This window comes from Flavobacterium sedimenticola, from assembly GCF_030053345.1.
GTDB lineage: Bacteria > Bacteroidota > Bacteroidia > Flavobacteriales > Flavobacteriaceae > Flavobacterium > Flavobacterium sedimenticola.
Window position 1 is genome coordinate 346804 of record NZ_JASGBP010000002.1, and the last position, 17542, is coordinate 364345.

The 17542-nt window shown below is 40.2% G+C and carries 16 protein-coding genes and 3 tRNA genes; 8 read left to right on the forward strand and 11 right to left on the reverse strand.

Features of this window, described 5'->3' with window-relative positions:
* Window positions 1-6 precede the first annotated feature (6 nt).
* Complete coding sequence (locus QHT84_RS05870; RefSeq protein WP_283238623.1) at window positions 7-1626, forward strand: ABC-F family ATP-binding cassette domain-containing protein; 1620 nt, start codon at window positions 7-9, stop codon at window positions 1624-1626.
* Between the two features lie 57 nt (window positions 1627-1683).
* Here the strand turns inward: QHT84_RS05870 and QHT84_RS05875 are convergent, their stop codons facing one another.
* The 4 genes from QHT84_RS05875 to QHT84_RS05890 form a co-directional block, all read right to left on the reverse strand.
* Window positions 1684-2103, reverse strand: coding sequence for a nucleoside-diphosphate kinase (locus QHT84_RS05875; protein ID WP_283238624.1), 420 nt, complete (start codon window positions 2101-2103; stop codon window positions 1684-1686).
* A 70-nt stretch (window positions 2104-2173) separates the two neighbouring features.
* Window positions 2174-3331 carry a T9SS type A sorting domain-containing protein gene (locus QHT84_RS05880; protein WP_283238625.1) on the reverse strand — a complete coding sequence of 386 codons (1158 nt, stop codon included), beginning with the start codon at window positions 3329-3331 and terminating at the stop codon, window positions 2174-2176.
* A 111-nt stretch (window positions 3332-3442) separates the two neighbouring features.
* Entirely contained in the window at window positions 3443-5035 is a 1593-nt protein-coding gene (bshC, locus tag QHT84_RS05885; protein WP_283238626.1) for a bacillithiol biosynthesis cysteine-adding enzyme BshC, read from the reverse strand.
* 53 nt (window positions 5036-5088) lie between these two features.
* Window positions 5089-6048 carry a hypothetical protein gene (locus QHT84_RS05890; RefSeq protein WP_283238627.1) on the reverse strand — a complete coding sequence of 320 codons (960 nt, stop codon included), beginning with the start codon at window positions 6046-6048 and terminating at the stop codon, window positions 5089-5091.
* A 92-nt stretch (window positions 6049-6140) separates the two neighbouring features.
* Here QHT84_RS05890 and QHT84_RS05895 point away from each other — a divergent pair, with 92 nt between their 5' ends.
* Both QHT84_RS05895 and QHT84_RS05900 read left to right on the forward strand, forming a co-directional pair.
* A complete protein-coding gene (locus tag QHT84_RS05895) occupies window positions 6141-7262 on the forward strand; it encodes a cysteine desulfurase family protein (RefSeq protein ID WP_283238628.1) in 1122 nt (373 codons plus the stop codon).
* A gap of 55 nt (window positions 7263-7317) precedes the next feature.
* On the forward strand, window positions 7318-7935 hold the full coding sequence (locus QHT84_RS05900) for a porin family protein (protein ID WP_283238629.1): 618 nt from the start codon (window positions 7318-7320) through the stop codon (window positions 7933-7935).
* A 58-nt stretch (window positions 7936-7993) separates the two neighbouring features.
* Here QHT84_RS05900 and QHT84_RS05905 read toward each other — a convergent pair whose 3' ends face one another.
* The 5 genes from QHT84_RS05905 to QHT84_RS05925 all read right to left on the reverse strand — a co-directional run bounded on the left by QHT84_RS05905 (window position 7994) and on the right by QHT84_RS05925 (window position 12620).
* The gene (locus QHT84_RS05905; protein ID WP_283238630.1) at window positions 7994-8974 is read right to left on the reverse strand and encodes an MlaD family protein; all 981 of its coding nucleotides are present in this window, start codon (window positions 8972-8974) and stop codon (window positions 7994-7996) included.
* A 9-nt stretch (window positions 8975-8983) separates the two neighbouring features.
* Window positions 8984-9733, reverse strand: coding sequence for an ABC transporter ATP-binding protein (locus QHT84_RS05910; RefSeq protein WP_283238631.1), 750 nt, complete (start codon window positions 9731-9733; stop codon window positions 8984-8986).
* Window positions 9726-10505, reverse strand: a complete 780-nt coding sequence (locus tag QHT84_RS05915) for an MlaE family ABC transporter permease (RefSeq protein ID WP_283238632.1) — start codon at window positions 10503-10505, stop codon at window positions 9726-9728. The genes QHT84_RS05910 and QHT84_RS05915 overlap by 8 nt, the downstream gene beginning before the upstream one ends.
* A 99-nt stretch (window positions 10506-10604) precedes the next feature.
* On the reverse strand, window positions 10605-11366 hold the full coding sequence (locus QHT84_RS05920; protein ID WP_283238633.1) for a C40 family peptidase: 762 nt from the start codon (window positions 11364-11366) through the stop codon (window positions 10605-10607).
* Between the two features lie 75 nt (window positions 11367-11441).
* Window positions 11442-12620: an acetyl-CoA C-acyltransferase gene (locus QHT84_RS05925; RefSeq protein ID WP_283238634.1), complete on the reverse strand. Its 1179-nt coding sequence runs from the start codon at window positions 12618-12620 to the stop codon at window positions 11442-11444.
* 352 nt (window positions 12621-12972) lie between these two features.
* Between QHT84_RS05925 and QHT84_RS05930 the strand changes: the two genes are divergently transcribed.
* From QHT84_RS05930 to QHT84_RS05945, 4 genes are all read left to right on the forward strand, one after another.
* Window positions 12973-13056 (forward strand) — tRNA-Ser (locus QHT84_RS05930).
* Between the two features lie 4 nt (window positions 13057-13060).
* Window positions 13061-13135, forward strand: a tRNA-Pro gene (locus QHT84_RS05935).
* A gap of 100 nt (window positions 13136-13235) precedes the next feature.
* Window positions 13236-13309 (forward strand) — tRNA-Arg (locus tag QHT84_RS05940).
* Between the two features lie 40 nt (window positions 13310-13349).
* Entirely contained in the window at window positions 13350-13601 is a 252-nt protein-coding gene (locus tag QHT84_RS05945) for a GIY-YIG nuclease family protein (RefSeq protein ID WP_283238635.1), read from the forward strand.
* A gap of 70 nt (window positions 13602-13671) precedes the next feature.
* Here QHT84_RS05945 and QHT84_RS05950 read toward each other — a convergent pair whose 3' ends face one another.
* On the reverse strand, window positions 13672-14727 hold the full coding sequence (locus tag QHT84_RS05950; protein WP_283238636.1) for a DUF3810 domain-containing protein: 1056 nt from the start codon (window positions 14725-14727) through the stop codon (window positions 13672-13674).
* Window positions 14728-14826: 99 nt separating this feature from the next.
* On the opposite strand from QHT84_RS05950, the gene QHT84_RS05955 reads away from it, so the two are divergent.
* Window positions 14827-16290 carry an aminoacyl-histidine dipeptidase gene (locus QHT84_RS05955; RefSeq protein WP_283238637.1) on the forward strand — a complete coding sequence of 488 codons (1464 nt, stop codon included), beginning with the start codon at window positions 14827-14829 and terminating at the stop codon, window positions 16288-16290.
* A gap of 60 nt (window positions 16291-16350) precedes the next feature.
* On the opposite strand, the gene QHT84_RS05960 is transcribed toward QHT84_RS05955, so the two are convergent.
* Window positions 16351-17214, reverse strand: coding sequence for a helix-turn-helix domain-containing protein (locus tag QHT84_RS05960; RefSeq protein WP_283238638.1), 864 nt, complete (start codon window positions 17212-17214; stop codon window positions 16351-16353).
* Window positions 17215-17542 lie beyond the last annotated feature (328 nt).

The following is a 17542-nucleotide window of genomic DNA, read 5'->3' on the forward strand; positions in this document are numbered from 1 at the left end:
ACTTACATGTTAACTGTAAATAATCTATCGGTACAATTCGGAAAAAGAATTTTATTTGACGAAGTCAACACCACGTTTACACAAGGCAACTGCTACGGTGTAATTGGTGCTAACGGTGCCGGAAAATCTACCTTTCTCAAAATCTTAGCCGGTGAAATCGAACCTACTTCGGGGGGCGTTTTCTTAGAGCCGGGCAAACGTATGTCGGTTTTGAGTCAGGATCACAACAAGTTTGATACCTACACCGTTTTAGAAACGGTTATGATGGGCAATAAAGTGTTGTATGCCGTTAAAACAGAGATGGACGCTTTGTATGCCGATTATGATGATAAAAATGCCGACCGTATCGGAGAATTGCAAGTGCAATTTGAGGAGATGAACGGTTGGAATGCCGAGTCGGAAGCCGGTGCTATGTTGTCTAATTTGGGTATCTCGCCCGATTTTCACTATACTTTGATGAGTGAAATGGAAGGGAAGATGAAGGTGCGCGTTTTATTGGCGCAAGCGCTTTTCGGAAATCCCGATGTGTTGGTAATGGATGAGCCAACGAACGACTTGGATTTTGAAACCATCAGTTGGTTGGAAAATTTTCTGGCGAATTATGACAATACCGTAATTGTAGTATCGCACGACCGTCACTTTTTGGATGCCGTGTGTACGCATATTTCCGATATCGATTTTGGAAAAATTAACCACTATTCGGGGAACTATACGTTTTGGTATGAGTCGAGCCAGTTAGCCGCTAAGCAACGCGCCCAACAAAATAAAAAGGCCGAGGAAAAGAAAGCCGAGTTGGAAGAGTTTATTCGTCGCTTCAGTGCCAACGTGGCGAAGTCGAAACAGGCTACTTCGCGTAAGAAAATGATTGAAAAGCTCAATCTGGATGAAATTAAACCATCGAGTCGCAGGTATCCCGCCATTATTTTTGATACCGAAAGAGAGGCTGGAGATCAAATTTTAAACGTACAAAATTTAGCCGCCTCCATCGATGGCGAGGTGTTGTTTAAAAATGTCGACTTAAATATGGCCAAAGGTGATAAAATAGTTGTTTTTTCCAAAGATTCGAGAGCCACTACCGCTTTTTATGAAATACTAAACGGACGAATGAAAGCTGATGCCGGTACTTTCGAATGGGGTATTACTACCACACAATCGTATTTGCCGAATGACAATAGTGAATTCTTTACGAATCCCGATTTGAATTTGGTAGACTGGTTGCGTCAATGGGCAAAAACAGAAGAAGAGCGCGATGAAGTATACATTCGCGGGTTTTTAGGAAAAATGATTTTCTCGGGTGAAGAAGCGCTGAAGAAATGTACCGTGTTATCCGGTGGTGAAAAAGTGCGTTGCATGTTGTCGCGTATGATGATGATTCGCGCCAATGTATTGATGTTAGATGAGCCTACCAACCACTTGGACTTGGAGTCGATTACGGCTTTTAACAATTCGTTGAAAAACTTTAAAGGTTCGGCTTTGTTTACCACGCACGATCATGAGTTTGCCCAAACGGTGGCCAATCGCGTTTTAGAGATTACGCCAAACGGGGTAATTGATCGTTACATGACCTTTGATGAATACTTGGAGGATCCCAAAATTCAAGAGCAACGCAAAAAGATGTATAATTGATTAAAATAAAAAAGCCCGGATGTCCGGGCTTTTTTTATGGTATATCAACAGCGGTGATTAGAATTGCTCTCTACCGGCAAAGTGGAAAGCCCCTTCGATAGCCGCGTTCTCGTCTGAATCGGAACCGTGAACAGCGTTTTCACCAATGGAAGTCGCGTATTTTTTACGGATAGTACCTTCGGCTGCTTCGGCCGGGTTAGTCGCTCCGATTAAAGTTCTAAAATCTTCCACCGCATTTTCTTTTTCTAAGATAGCTGCTACAATCGGACCGCGCGTCATGAATTCAACCAATTCCCCAAAGAAAGGTCGAGCCGAGTGAACGGCATAAAATTTTTGTGCATCCGCTACGGTCAATTGGGTTAATTTCATTGCTACAATTCTGAATCCGCCTTCAGTAATCATATTTAATATTCCACCGATGTGTCCTTTTTCAACAGCATCCGGTTTAATCATGGTAAAAGTTCTGTTTGTTGCCATTTTGATGTCAATGATTTAAATTTGGGTGCAAAAGTAATGTTTTTAAATCATTATCAAAATAAGCGCATTATCAATTTTTGATAATTTTCTGCCCACTGAAATCCAATCCCGATTTTATTTTTACAAAATACACACCGCTCGGCAGTTCGTTGCCCGATAGCACGAATTCAGTAGCATTCGGTTCCACGCTTTGCAAAACTTTACCACTAATATCAAATAGTTGTACCGAGTCGATAGTTGTGGTATGCAAGAAGGTCCAATTATTTGCCGAAGGATTCGGATATATTTTTAGGTTATCCAATCGATGCGCTGCAGCGGTTAGGGTAGACGTAAAAGTATAATTTCCCGAAGTGCGTTCAAAGGTAATGTCATACGTCCCCGCTGTTACCGGAATATCCGGACCGCCTTGTACGCCTGTTCCGGATGGAAAATCTACATTACCCCAATTGACTGACCACGAGTTGTCTTTTCTGAATTTCACAAAGCCATTGCTCAAGGTTACATTGGAAATACTATAATTAAAGCCATTCGTAGTGGCCAAATCGGTATCGGCGACATCCCAACCGTTTAAAGCATTGCCCAAGATTCCAATACTAGGGAATTCAAAACTGAAGGCACCCGTATTGCGGTTAAAAGTCACGAAATATTCTCCTCCGGTTACCGGAATCGGCGGGCCGCTCAAGGCCGCTGTGCCTGAAGGGAAAGCCACGGCACCCCAAACAAAGTTGGTAGCATTGTCTTGTCTGAAATAGGCATTTCCACTGCTGAAATTAAACCCCGACAGCGTATAGGTTATACCATCGCTGGTAATCATGTCAACATCCGGCCCGGCATAACCATTTTGAGAATCGACAGCCGGACCCCAAATTCCGATACTTGGAAATGCGGCTGTTCCGATGAATGTGTAAGTCCCGTTAATGCGGTTGAACGTTACGTCGTAGGTACCGGCAACCGTTGGAATATCGGGTCCGTTTTGCACACCTTGTCCGTTAGGAAATGTACTGCCGCCCCAATTAACAGTCCAACCATAGTCTTGTCGGAATTTTACAAATCCGGTAGTTACTGCAAGGTTGTTTATGGTGTAGGTGATATTGTCGGTTGTAGAAAGGGTAATCTCGGGTCCGTTGGTGGGAGGCCAGCCGTTTACTCCGGTACCGACAATCGAAATGGTTTGTGCATAGAACGACACAGTACCAATCATGAGAATGAGTGTGAGTAATTTTTTCATCATAACTTTTGGGTTTTAGAGGTTTCTTAGTCACCTAAAAGTAATGATTGTTTTGAAAGTATTTTTATCAACACAGACCGCAAACGTTTTCGTGTTGAAAACTTAAGAGAATCAGAGTGTTATGATAGTAAAATTGGGCGATAGCGGGTCGAGATTTTGATACAATTTTTCCATTAATGTTTTACCGCTTTCCAAATAAAATTCACTGAAATTGTTTCGTCTCTCCTGCAAAGATTGATTCGGGAATAATTCATTTTGCAACTGAATGATGCGCTCCAATTTTTCGGCATATACCTTTCTTTCGGCTTTGAGTAATTTTTTTTCTAAATTTTCCAAGCCTTTAATTTGTTTTACTTCCTGAGCTTTTACAGCACCGGCAAACGATTTATCGGTTTGCTCAGCCATCAAACGCAAGGCTTCAAACTGCTTTTGCAAGTGTGCTTTTTGCGCTGTAAAATCGAGGTTGAAAAGGGAGTATTCCTTTGTTTTTTGATCAAATAAAGTCTGTTGATCGGAGAACAAATCGGCCCAACGGAGTCCTAATTTATCAGCCTTTTGTACTTGTTTTTCGGTTGTTAATAAAACCGAGTTGCGCAACAACAACATCGGAAATGCGATGTTGAAGGCTTCAAAGTTTGATTTCAATTGTAACCAATAGGCAATTTCACCGCCGCCGCCGATATAGCATAAGTTGGGTAAAATCACTTCTTGGTATAGCGGGCGAAGAATTACATTAGGACTGAATCGTTCCGGATGAGAAGCCAAAAGTTGCCGTAATTCTTCCGGAGAAAAACTCAAATCGGTTTGATTAACGAAGTAGCGATTGTCATCAAAAATGATGCGTTCCCGAATCGTATCTTCAATATAAAACAAATTAATCGCTCTCGGATTAACCTGAATGTCGTAAGAACTCAGATAATTATTATTGGTCTCCGAAACTTTTTGAAACGAAGTTTGCGCAACTAATTCTTGCTCTATAAATGGCGCAAACAACTGTTTCAATTTTGGGTCATCACCATCCAAGATGACTAAACCGGTGTCACCAAACAAAGCATTGGCCAAATAGCGGGTGGCCTCGGCTAAATTCGAATGCTTCAAATAGCTTTCCTCGAATAACTTTTTTAATTCGTCAGCATAGCGGCCCACACCCAAATCTTTGGCAAACACCTCATACACTTCCTCCAAGCCCGAGGTAGCTAATCTTCCAACGGGACCTGTGCTGTTATTGTCCCATTTTATTTTTACATTTTTAAAATGGAAGTAATTGATTTCCTCAAAGTCGTGATCTTCGGTTGCCATCCAATAAACCGGCACAAAATGATACTCAGGATAAGTAGCTTGTAAGGTTTTGCACAGGTTGATAACCGAGACAATTTTGTATAAAAAATACAACGGACCCGTGAAAAGGTTGAGCTGATGCCCGGTTGTAATGGTAAAAGTTTTGGATTCCGAAAGTTTTTGAATATTGAATTGAGTCTCCTCCGAAACAGCAATGTTTCGGTACTGCTCTTCGAGTGCTTTGACCAAAACTTTTCGATTTGCGGAATTGTAATTGGCTTGTTTTTCGGCTAACTGAAACTTAAAATTAGCTAGGGTTGGAAAATGATTGTACAGCGGTTTCAGTTCGTTTTTTTCTGCTAAATAATCAATAATTAGTTTAGAAAAATAACCCGATTTTTGATAGCTGATACAATCGTTAGGCATATTTTATAGTGTCAAAATTAATAAACGGTGAGCATTTTATTTCAGAAAATGATTTACGGCGTCACCACAAAAGAACCATACAGATAATCGTCACCCAAATAAAAGTCGCTGTTACCTCTGGTCATAGTCAGTTTTTTTAAATGAATGGTATGCAAAAAACCGGAACCAAAAGTAGTTGTTGTGACTTCGATAATTCCACTTACATCTGCCACCCCATTTTCGGCAATCCATTCCTGGGTTAGCGTTGGTGTTGTAGGTAGCGTTGTGGCACAGAAATAGGCATCATTTACGATTCCCGAGTAAAGTCGGTATACCACTTTGTTCGTGCTGCTTACCAATGCCACTCTTGGCGTTGTAGTAACCGAGTTTTGAAACAAATTGTCATAGTCGCCTAAATCAAGGATGAAAGCTTCACTGCTGTTGAAATTAAAGATGCGGTTGTCGCAAGTGCTTTTATCAGCTTCATCATTAAAACCGAAGGCCAATGCCGTTGCCGGAGTAGTATAATTCCCAAACGGGTAGGTTTCGTAAAACTGCGTACTTCCGTCGGGTTTTTGAAATGTGATATTCTTTAAAACGATGTAATGCTTGTATCCGGTTATTTGGGTCACGCCGGTTGAGGCATTGACCGACTTTACGGCCGTACTTGTAAATTGTACGGTTCCTGAAGTCACAAACCATTCTTCGGTTAAATTGGGAGTAGCCGCCGGAATGGTCGGGCAGATATTATCCGAGCTGACTGTACCGTTGTATTGTCGGTAAAACACCTGAATGTTATTATTGTCTATAGTAGTTTCGATAGATGTATTTTCGGGAGTTTCATCGTTAACAAAAACGCTGGCAGGGATGGCTAAAATCAGCATTTCGGTATCTTTTACTTTGTATAAAATATCTTTATCACTACATTTTTGCACCGTTACATCGGTAAAGTCAATATTTTCCACAGTCAGGTTACCGTCGTCACAAGCAGTAATGAGTAATAAGACCGATAAGATTCCCAGAATTCGTTTCATTGTTGCGTTTAATTTCAGCAAAAATAACTTTTTTCGGTCATTTAATTTATCTTTTATAATTTTATTAGGATAGTACTTTTTTATATTTGCACATGCAAAAAATTTACCTCGATAATGCCGCTACTACACCCATTCGTCAGGAAGTTATTGATGAAATGGTCGCGGTGATGCAATCGGAATACGGTAATCCTTCCTCCACACACAGTATTGGGCGAAGCGCCAAAGCGGTGATGGAACTTTCTCGTAAAAAAATGGCGGGATATCTGCATTGTAATGCTCAAGAAATCGTGTTCACTTCGAGTGCTACCGAAGCTACCAATTGGATTTTGAGAAGTGCTGTTCGCGATTTTGGGGTGAAACGTATTATTACTTCCAAGGTAGAGCACCATGCCACTTTGTATGCCGTAGCAGCATTGCAAAACGAGTATGGTATTGCGGTTGATTTTGTGGATGTAACGCACGACGGCACGCTCAATTATGAGCAGTTAGTCCGATTACTGTCGTCCGATGTTAAAACGTTAGTCACTCTGATGCATGTCAACAATGAAACCGGCGTTATTCATGACATTGCCCGAATTGCGGATAATTGCCGTCTTCAGCAAGCCTTATTCCATTGTGACATGGTTCAATCGGTTGGAAAAATAAATATCAATTTGCAAGAATTGCCTATCGACTTCATGGTGGGCGGAGCGCATAAATTTCATGGTCCGAAAGGAGTCGGATTTGCCTTTGTACGCAAAGGTTTGGTACTGCAACCTATTTTATTTGGCGGTGAACAGGAAAAAGGATGGCGCGCCGGAACCGAATCGTTGCATCAAATTGCCGGTATGGCTAAAGCGTTAGAATTATCACTGAATAATTTAGAGGCTGAAAGTCGCTACATATCAGAACTAAAAGCTTATTGTTGGGACCAATTGCAGAGCGCTTTTCCAGGAGCCAAAAGAAACGGAGTCAACACACTGTACACCATTTTAAACGTACTTTTACCCATGCCTCCCGAAAAAACTGCCATGATATTGTTTAACCTCGATATGAAAGGAATTGCCGTTTCCAGAGGAAGTGCTTGTCAGAGTGGTAGCATTAAACCGTCACATGTTTTAGCTGAAATGCTTACCGATGAAGAACTACGCTATCCGAGTATTCGTATTTCGTTTAGCCACTACAACACCAAAGAGGATGTTGATGTTTTGGTAAAAGCATTGCAAGAAATTTGATTTGGCATTGTAATTGTTTCATAATTGCGTATTTTTGATATAAAAACGTTCCAATATGAGAAGATTGCTTTTATCAGTTATTGCGTTGTTGGGGATTTCGACTTCAATTTCAGCGCAAAAAAAAGGAGATGTTGAATTTGGATTCAACGTAGGTTACAACAGTTCTTCAGTTTCAGACGACTACGATTCTTCAGATGCTTCGGCCGGTTTTAACGTGGCCGGTTCGATAGATTACTATTTTACCAATTCTTGGAGCATTAAAACCAAACTGATTTACGATCAAAAAGGATGGGACAATGGTTTTATTGAGGATAGCAACGGCTCAGCTTATTCAACCGATTTTAACTTAAATTATGTAACCATTCCGGTAATGGCAAGTTGGCATTTTGGCAACAATAGGAATTGGTATTTACATTTCGGACCTTATATGGGTTTTTTGCTGAATGCGGAAGATGTTCGTTATAATACCGATGTAACGGATGCTTTTAATAGTAATGACTTCGGATTGGCGTTAGGCATTGGTGTAAAAGTTCCGGTTTCCGATAAGGTAAAATTATTCTTTGAATTAGACGGACAAGGTGGTTTTAATGATATTTTCAGAGATAATTATTATTCTTCCGTTACCAATAGCAGAACGAGTTTGAATATTGGTTTTAACTTTTTATTGAAATAAGTTTTTCAAATTTATACAGACAAAAAAATCTGCGTTAACGCAGATTTTTTTTTTGTTTCTATTGTTTAGCAGCAGCTTTCTTCTTGGCTTTTTCTTGTTTTTTAAAGTAGCCTCGAAATAAGAAATTGCTCTTTAAGGCTTCTAAATTTTCATTGAGTTTTTTGCTGGCTTGATTGATGTTGGTCATAGTAGAATCGATTTGTTTGACCAATTTCGGGTCGTTTGACAAATAATTCAGCGCTCCTTTTCCCTCTTTGATATTGGTAATAGTGGCATTTAAATTGGCTACCACTTTGGTAATTTCCTGACTCGACGAATCTAAGTTGGTTACCACATGCCTGATTTTATTACCGACAACCGTATCTTTCAAAACCCCAATTACATTGTCTTTGTTATCCAAACCGGCAATTTGACGGTTAAGGTTGTCCATAGTTTGACTCGTTTTTTGACTTGTGATTTTTAAATTATGGATGGTTTCTTTTAAATCTTTCGCCATAACCGAATCGCGAAGTAACAATCCAATAGTTCCTTTTCCATGGTGGATGTCATTGGTGATTTTTAATAAATCGGCAGTTAATCGCGCTGCATTTTGATTGGTTACGTTAAGTGTGTTCAACATATCATCGGTACGAACACGATTATTAGAACGAATGAAATCTCCCGGTACTACCGGAGCTGCAATTCCTTTTCCGGGAATGATGTTGATGATGACGCTGCCAACTAATCCGTCAGAACCAATGGTAGCCACAGCGTTTTTCTTGATATGCGAGAAAACCGATTTATCAATTTGCATTTCTACATTAATAGTGGAGTCATTTACAATTTCAATTCCGCGTACGGTACCGACATTGATACCGGAATAGCGGACATTATTGCCCAATTGCAATCCGGCTACGTTATTAAAAACAGCCGTCAATTGTTCGGTTTTACCAAACATTTGTTGTTTGTTTCCGATAAAATAAACGGCAAGTACAAACAATGTTAAACCAATAATAACAAATACACCCAAACGAATTTTTTGTGAAGCTGTTTTTTCCATGAGACTAAATTACTTAAAAAAGGCTTTGATTTTCGGATCTTCGGAAGTAGATAATTGTTCAAAAGTTCCTTCGGCATAATTAATATTGTCAATCAGCAGTATCATTCTGTTGGCGATGACTCGGGCACAATCCACATCATGTGTGATAATAATCGAAGAGGTATTGTATTTTTTCTGAATAGACATCATCAGCAAAATAATCTCTTTCGAAGTAATGGGATCCAAACCTGTGGTGGGTTCATCGTACAAAATGATTTTCGGTTGCAGAATCAGCGTCCGCGCCAAAGCAATACGACGTTTCATACCGCCCGATAATTCGCTCGGCATTAAATCGATGGCGTGTGTTAAACCTACATTTTCTAAGGCTTCCATGACCAATGGAGTAGTGTCTTCGATGATGCCGAACTTTTTGGTATGACGGCGCAACGGAAATTCTAAATTCTCCCGAACCGACATCGAATCGTATAAAGCACTGCCCTGGAATAAAAAACCGATTTCGGTTCGCAACTCGTCTAATTCCCATTGTTCGAGTTGATTAATGTTTTTACCCATTACCATTATGGTACCGCTGTCCGGTTCTTCCAAACCAATCAAACACTTAATCATGACCGATTTTCCCGAACCCGATTTTCCCATGATGACCAAGTTTTCGCCTTCATATAAATTCATGTTAAACCCTTCGAGGACGTGGTTGTCTCCAAAACTTTTTCGAAGATTTTTAATTTCGATAATAGGCTTTTTGTCCATTGGGCTAACCATAAAAAATATTAGTGACAAATACGGCGATGAAATCTATGATAAACAACAGCATAGAAGTATAAACTACTGCAGAATTGGCTGCTAATCCAACTCCGGCGGTGCCTTTTTTACAATTGTATCCTTTATAGCAACCGACCAATCCAATCGCAAAACCAAAAAAGAAGGTTTTAAAGGTAGTCGGGATTAAATCGCTGAATTGCAAACTATCAAAAACCTGATTGAAATAGAGTAAGAAAGAAACATTCCCTTTGATGTTTTCTACCATAGCCGAACCAAAAATAGCAATAGCATCGCCAAAGAAAACCAATATCGGTAACATGACAGTGGTAGCCAAAATTCGGGTAACAACTAAATATTTATACGGATTGGTTCCCGAAACTTCCATAGCGTCAATTTGTTCGGTAACCCGCATCGAACCCAATTCGGCACCAATACCCGAACCGATTCTTCCGGCACAAATTAAAGCCGTAATGATGGGGCCGATTTCTCGAATGATGGAAATACTCACCATGGACGGCATCCAGGAAACGGCTCCGAATTCTTCTAAAGTCGGCCGGGATTGTAAGGTAAACACTAAACCTATAATAAATCCGGTGACGCTTACCAACAAGAGAGAACGATTGCCCATGTTGTAGCATTGACGTAAAAATTCTTTGAGTTCAAAGGGTGGATTGAACAATTCTTTAAAGAAACGGGCGGTGAAATAGGAGAGTTCGCCAGTTTCAATTAAAAAGGTTTGAAGTGATGTTGCCACTTTGGAATTGTTCTCCATAGATTAAAATTAAACCCGTATCCTAACCAAATTTAGGAAATAAGAATGATATTTTGACAAAAATGCAAAAAGAAAACCGTCAAGGTGTTACTTGACGGTTTATATGATTTTCTTGATAACTCTGAGTCGATGTGTATGCCGGTTTTGTTCGGCATTGTAGATTCCTAAATGGTCCAATCTGTCGATTCTGACTTTACCGCTGGCATGAATGATGTAATTGTTTTCCATCATGATGCCCACGTGTATGATTTTGCCCTCTTCATTATCAAAAAAAGCCAGATCGCCGGGTTCGCTTTCTTCAATAAAACTCAAGGCATCGCCTTGTGTGGATTGTTGCGAGGCATCGCGCAGCAAGTGATATCCATTGAGTTTGTAGACCATTTGGGTAAATCCCGAACAGTCAATTCCGAAAGGCGTTTTGCCGCCCCAAAGATAGGGTGCATTTAAATACAGGTAAGCCGTGGTAATCAAATCAGATTTGGGTTTTACGCCGCTGGTTCGCATGCCTTCAAATTCAAATCCTTCGGTATTGATTTCGCTGTGATGCAAAAACGACAAGGAGGCACCGAGCGGAATAGGCAAGAGCATGTTTTTGGCATTGGTCACATATTCTACCAAATCAGCATTGAGGATAAGAGCTTCTTTGGATAAATCCGTAAAGCTTTTTTCGGAGATGACTTGGTATTGCTTAGAGTCGACCCAACCTTCGTAATCGTCGTATTGTAATTTGATTTTGGCCCATTGGTTTTGTCTCTCCAAAATCTCAAAATGCTCGCCGAACAACACTTGCGAAACGATTTCACTTCGATCGCTGGGTTCGGCTCGTAAAGGAATTATGGCGAGGTTACAAATGGCAAACATCTAAATCAATTATGAATTATAAATTACGAATTATGAATTGTTTCGTCATTCATAATTCGTAATTCGTAATTTTTTTTAAATTCTTTCTATGACAATAGCAGAAGCACCACCGCCACCATTACAGATAGCCGCTGCTCCGATTTTTGCGTTGTTTTGGGCTAAAACATTAATCAAGGTTACAATGATTCGCGCACCCGAACAACCCAGTGGATGGCCTAAAGAAACCGCGCCACCATTTACATTGACTTTATTATTATCTAAGCCTAAGATTTTGGCGTTAGCCAAACCAACCACAGCGAAAGCTTCGTTGAATTCGAAATAATCCACATCAGCCAATGAAATGCCGGCTTTATCTAAGGCTTTCGGTAACGCTTTGGCCGGTGCTGTGGTAAACCATTTTGGCTCTTGTGCGGCATCGGCGTAAGACTTGATATAGGCTAAAGGTTTTAATCCTAAAGCTTGTGCTTTTTCCTCACTCATCAAAACCAAAGCCGCTGCTCCGTCATTAATCGTAGATGCGTTGGCGGCCGTTACCGTCCCGTCTTTGGTAAATACCGGATTTAAGGCCGGTATTTTATCTAATTTCACATTAGTGAATTCTTCGTCTTTGGCAAATACTATTGGCTCACCGCGACGTTGCGGAATTTCTACCGGAACGACTTCGTTGTCAAATTTGCCTTCCGCCCAGGCTTTAGCTGAACGCTCATACGATTGAATGGCAAAGGCATCTTGCTCTTCACGACTGATACCGTATTCTGAAGCACACAAATCGGCACAAACACCCATAGCGTTTCCATCGTAAGCATCGGTCAAGCCGTCTTTTTGCATGCCGTCAACCATGCTGGTTGGGCCAAATTTCACCCCGTTTCTTAAATGAACGTAGTGCGGAATCAAACTCATGTTTTCCATACCACCGGCTACCACAATTTCGGCATCACCGGTCATAATAGCTTGCGCGCCTTGCATTACGGCTTTCATTCCGGAGGCACATACTTTGTTAACGGTTGTAGTGGGAACTGTGTTGGGCAATCCGGCAAATATTGCCGCTTGCGTAGCCGGAGCCTGACCTACGCCGGCTTGGACTACATTCCCCATTAATACTTCGTCTACTAAATTCGGATCTAAATTAATTCTATGTAAAGCACCTTTTATTGCTGCGGCGCCCAATTGTGTTGCAGTAACGGTAGATAAGCTCCCCATGAAACTTCCGATGGGTGTTCTGACGGCCGATACAATAACTACTTTTTTGCTCATGATGTTTAGTTGTTTGTTAATGTATTAACACCAGTATTAAGTATATTTTCCGAATGTCCGCAGGACATTTATTTCACACTGTTCGACCTATGGTTTCGGGTCTCCTCTTAATATCAAATGTCATGCAAAGCTAAACTTTTATTGGAAAATAATGAATTGAAACGCCAATAAATCTTCAGGGGTTGCGGATTATTGAAAATGTCAAGGCTGTAGTTTATTGATAGTGAACTTATTTTGGAATAATTTGGTTTAAATGCTAAAAAAAGAAATGAAATAGTTGTAAATTATAGAATGATAAATTACATTTGCAACCGCTTAAAGAAAAAGTTCTTTTACAAAATTGAAAATTACAGGAGAGGTGCCGGAGTGGTAACGGAGCAGATTGCTAATCTGTCGACGGGTAACCGTCGCCAGGGTTCGAGTCCCTGTCTCTCCGCTCTCGGGGTGTAGCGTAGCCCGGTTATCGCGCCTGGTTTGGGACCAGGAGGTCGCAGGTTCGAATCCTGCCACCCCGACAATTTTCAAAGTATTTTCTTTGCAGGGTCTCATAGCTCAGCTGGATAGAGCATCCCGATTTCCAATCGGGAAGGTCGAAGGCTAAGTTAGATTCTTAATGGTCCAGTAGCTCAGCTGGATAGAGCAACTGCCTTCTAAGCAGTAGGTCTCAGGTTCGAATCCTGACTGGATCACATCAAAGTCGTTGTTTGCAACGGCTTTTTTTGTTCCGTTATGTTTTACTTCTATATTTTACATTCAAAATTAACAGACAAATTTTATGTAGGTCATACTTCTGAACCATTGGAAGAGCGACTGCGCAAGCATTTATCAAATCATTCCGGATTTACTTCAAAGGCTAAAGATTGGATAGTTGTTTACTTTGAGGAGTATAATGATAAATCAGTAGCCTATAAAAGAGAAATCGAGGTCAAGAAATGGAAGAGCAGAATCAGAATAGAGAAGCTCATTAGCTCAACTGGATAGAGTGTTCCGATTTTTAGTCGGAAAAACGGAAGGTTCTTATGCAGCAAAACCTAATCTTTTTGAAAATACACTATTGTATCTCTTTATTTTCGTAATAATTCACCAACAAGTCTACAAACTTACTGTAACTGTCAATTCCATCTTCTTGTTGGTTTGATTTTAAATATTGGTCGTAAAAAGCATGAAAAGCTTTGTCGATTACCGTGTCGTATTGTTCCCAAAACCGTTCACTTTCTTTGTAATTTTCCAAAATTCCCGGATTGATTTTGACTTTCAAACGGTTGAATTCCTTTTCGTTTTTCATCCCGATATTCGACATACAATAACGCAATGCTGAAGTCAGCGCCGCATATTGAAAATACAGGTTGTCATTTTTCATACAAGCCATAAAGCCGATAAAATTACATTCGCTTTCACTTCCGAATCCTATTTGATGCGCCATCTCATGGCAAACCACGTTCGGGAAACCATACATAGGTAGTTTGTCGTTAACTTGGGCTTCGTTTGTAAACGGATTGAGATAACCGCCAAATCCCATATACGTTAATGGCAAACTGATGAGTGATTTTTTCTGACTTGGAACGGAATATTGAAAAATAGGATATTGCTGCGCCAATTTATCAAAACCATTTTGAGTCAGTTTGAAAATACTGTCTTGTGTGTAGGGATTGATTACTTTTTGCGTACGATCTTTAGTTATGGCTTGGTGAATCGTGTTGGTTTTGACAATCAGTTTCTCGGTAAAGGCAATTAAATCGGCATCCGAATATTCTCTTTGTATCTGCATCTTTTCAAAAAGCGGTACACGATAATAATTAAATGCCCATAGAAAATGAAATATAAAATAGGCTACTGAAATAAAACTCAAAGTTTTCCACAGCTTTTCTTTCCAAGGCATTTTTCGGTTTTTGTAAAACCATACTACGCCATAGGTAATGATAATGCCATAAATAACATCGCCCACTGAAAACGGAATACTGCCTAATACGGTTCGGGAGCAACGCGAAATCCATACATACAAGCCATTGCTGTACAACCGCTCTACGGTCTCGGGGAAAAAGGCAATAATTTTCAGAAAAACAATCTGAACCAGCAGCAATAAAGGAAGTATGTATTTGCGTTTCAAGGGTGAATTTTAAAATGTAAATATAATCACAAATCCATTTAGAGCGACGCGAAACTTTGTAACTTTGGCACTCTGAAAATTAAAAACGACAACAGTAAAATGAGCCAAGACATCAGAAACCTGGAACCCAAAGCCCTTTGGAACAAGTTTGCCGATTTAAATGCGGTACCGCGCCCGTCAAAAAAAGAAGAGCGCGTCATTGAATTCATGCTAAACTTCGGAAAGAGTTTAGGATTGGAAACTTTTGAAGACGACATTCGAAACGTTATCATCCGTAAACCGGCTACACCGGGAATGGAAAATCGAAAAACCGTGGTGTTGCAAGGACATTTAGACATGGTGCATCAAAAAAACAACGATACCGTTTTTGACTTTTTAACCCAAGGCATTGACATGTATGTAGATGGTGATTGGGTACGTGCCAAAGGAACCACTTTAGGTGCTGACAATGGTTTGGGCGTAGCCGCTATTATGGCTGTTTTGGAAAGTAAAGACATTCCGCATCCGGCTATTGACGCTTTATTTACCATAGATGAAGAAACCGGAATGACCGGTGCTTTGAACTTAAAAGGCGGGATTTTAAAAGGTGAAATTCTGTTGAATTTAGATACCGAAGAAGATGATGAAATTGACATCGGATGTGCCGGAGGGATTGATGTTACTGCGACCAGAAGCTATCATGAAGAAGCAACTCCCGAAGGTTCGGTAGGGTATACGATTACCGTGAAAGGCTTGAATGGCGGACATTCCGGAATGGATATTCACAAAGGTTTGGGTAATGCCAATAAAATTATGAACCGTTTATTGTTTGACGGTTTTGAAAATTTTGGGTTGCAAATTGCCGAAATCAACGGTGGCAGTTTGCGCAATGCGATTCCGCGTGAAAGTGTGGCCAAAGTAATTGTGGCCGGCATGTACGACGAGGCTTTTGTGTTTGATATGCAGGAAATTATCAACGATATTAAAACCGAATTCAAAACGACGGAACCCAATTTGACCATCGAAATAGTAAAGAGCGATTTACCGGCGAAAGTCATGGATTTAGGCGTGCAAGAAGGGTTGTTGCGTTCGATTTATGCGGCGCATAACGGCGTTTACCGTATGAGTGCTGATATGGCCGATTTGGTGGAAACCTCCAACAATATTGCCCGTGTAATTGTGAAAGACGGTGCCATTTCGATTCAGAATTTGACCCGTTCTTCGGTAGAAAGCTCTAAAATGGATTTGGCCAATGCATTGCGTTCGGCCTATGAGTTGTTTGGTTGTGAGGTGGAATTCAGTGGGAGCTATCCGGGTTGGACCCCGAATGTGAACTCCGAAATCCTAAATGTTTTGGTAGATATTTACGAAAAACAAAACGGAAGCAAACCCAATGTAGTGGCGTGTCACGCCGGATTGGAATGTGGTATTTTAGGTACCAATTATCCGGGTATGGACATGATTTCATTCGGACCCACCATCCACGGCGCGCACAGTCCGGATGAAAGAGCCTCGATAAAATCGTCTCAAAAATTTTGGAAATTTTTCTTAGAGATTTTGGCCAATATACCGACTAAGAATTAGATTTTAGATATCTCAAAAGAGTTAAATAATCAGAAACCCGTTCATTATTGAACGGGTTTTTCAATTTACCTTTTTTCGAAATTCACTCGGTGTCATACCAGTTTGTTTTTTAAATAGTCTAGTAAAATAGGAATAATTTTCAAACCCCAAATTATCAGCAACTTGATTAATGGTTTTTGAAGCATCAGTTAACAATCGTTTGGCTTCCAAAACAACCCTATTGGCAATGAGTTCGGTTACGGTTTGGTTCAAAATAGTTTTGCTGATTCGGTTCAGATGCTTTAGCGTGATATTCATTTTTTCAGCATAAAAGGAAGGCAATTTTTCGGTTGTATAATATTGCTCCAAGAGTTGTTCCAATTGCTGAATTTTGTAGTTATACGAGTGCGCCGTATGCGTTACTTCGGCAAGATATTTTCGGGAGATTTCGATATGAATACAATCGAGCAGGTTCAATAATTTTTCATCTTTTTTGGGATGGCTGCTTTGACTTTCGTGAATCATTAAATCGAAATAGGGCAGTATTGCGGCCAACTCATCGGTTTGAAAAATAATCTCCGGTTGGTTCATCACCGATTGGTAAAACGGATAATCCTCTATTTTTTTGTTGCCAAAATACAGATTGTAAATTTCCTGCGAGTAAAAGAAAATGTAACCTTCAATATCATCCGATAATTGCCAATGATGCATTTGTCCGGGTTGTAATACAAACAAACTACCGGGTTGTATGGTGTATTTAGTAAAATCAATTTCATGAGAACCGCTGCCTTTGGTGAATAAAACCAGCAGGTAAAAATTGTGCCGATGCGGTTTTTCAATAAAGCTATGTGCCGTTAGATGGTTTTGAAACGTATTGATATAGAGCTTTTCTTTACCTGGATTGGCTTTGAAATTATCAATACTGTAAACCGGATTCTTTTTCAAAATGTCGTAATTGTGCTATTATTAGCGAAGATACTAAACAATTGATTAGGATAGACTATTTATCTTTGTCAAAAAAAGAATCATGCTTAAGAGTCTTTACCACATATTTCGAAACGAGTGCCCTAATTGTCACCAAGGGAAGGTGTTTGCCGACAAGAGTTTCTTTTTTAGTTTGGGTTTTCCGAAGATGAACGAATACTGCAGTCATTGTAACTTTAAATTCGAAAAAGAGCCGGGTTATTTTTTCGGTGCTATGTTTGTGAATTACGGTTTAACCGTCGGGCAAGGCATTATTACTTATCTGATATCAAGTCCGTTTTTTGAAAAG

Coding starts and splice junctions, on each gene's coding strand:
- QHT84_RS05870 (WP_283238623.1), top strand. CDS start 7: ATGTTAACTGTAAATAATCTATCGGTACAATTCGGAAAAAGAATTTTA.
- QHT84_RS05875 (WP_283238624.1), bottom strand. CDS start 2,103: ATGGCAACAAACAGAACTTTTACCATGATTAAACCGGATGCTGTTGAA.
- QHT84_RS05880 (WP_283238625.1), bottom strand. CDS start 3,331: ATGAAAAAATTACTCACACTCATTCTCATGATTGGTACTGTGTCGTTC.
- bshC (WP_283238626.1), bottom strand. CDS start 5,035: ATGCCTAACGATTGTATCAGCTATCAAAAATCGGGTTATTTTTCTAAA.
- QHT84_RS05890 (WP_283238627.1), bottom strand. CDS start 6,048: ATGAAACGAATTCTGGGAATCTTATCGGTCTTATTACTCATTACTGCT.
- QHT84_RS05895 (WP_283238628.1), top strand. CDS start 6,141: ATGCAAAAAATTTACCTCGATAATGCCGCTACTACACCCATTCGTCAG.
- QHT84_RS05900 (WP_283238629.1), top strand. CDS start 7,318: ATGAGAAGATTGCTTTTATCAGTTATTGCGTTGTTGGGGATTTCGACT.
- QHT84_RS05905 (WP_283238630.1), bottom strand. CDS start 8,974: ATGGAAAAAACAGCTTCACAAAAAATTCGTTTGGGTGTATTTGTTATT.
- QHT84_RS05910 (WP_283238631.1), bottom strand. CDS start 9,733: ATGGTTAGCCCAATGGACAAAAAGCCTATTATCGAAATTAAAAATCTT.
- QHT84_RS05915 (WP_283238632.1), bottom strand. CDS start 10,505: ATGGAGAACAATTCCAAAGTGGCAACATCACTTCAAACCTTTTTAATT.
- QHT84_RS05920 (WP_283238633.1), bottom strand. CDS start 11,366: ATGTTTGCCATTTGTAACCTCGCCATAATTCCTTTACGAGCCGAACCC.
- QHT84_RS05925 (WP_283238634.1), bottom strand. CDS start 12,620: ATGAGCAAAAAAGTAGTTATTGTATCGGCCGTCAGAACACCCATCGGA.
- QHT84_RS05945 (WP_283238635.1), top strand. CDS start 13,350: ATGTTTTACTTCTATATTTTACATTCAAAATTAACAGACAAATTTTAT.
- QHT84_RS05955 (WP_283238637.1), top strand. CDS start 14,827: ATGAGCCAAGACATCAGAAACCTGGAACCCAAAGCCCTTTGGAACAAG.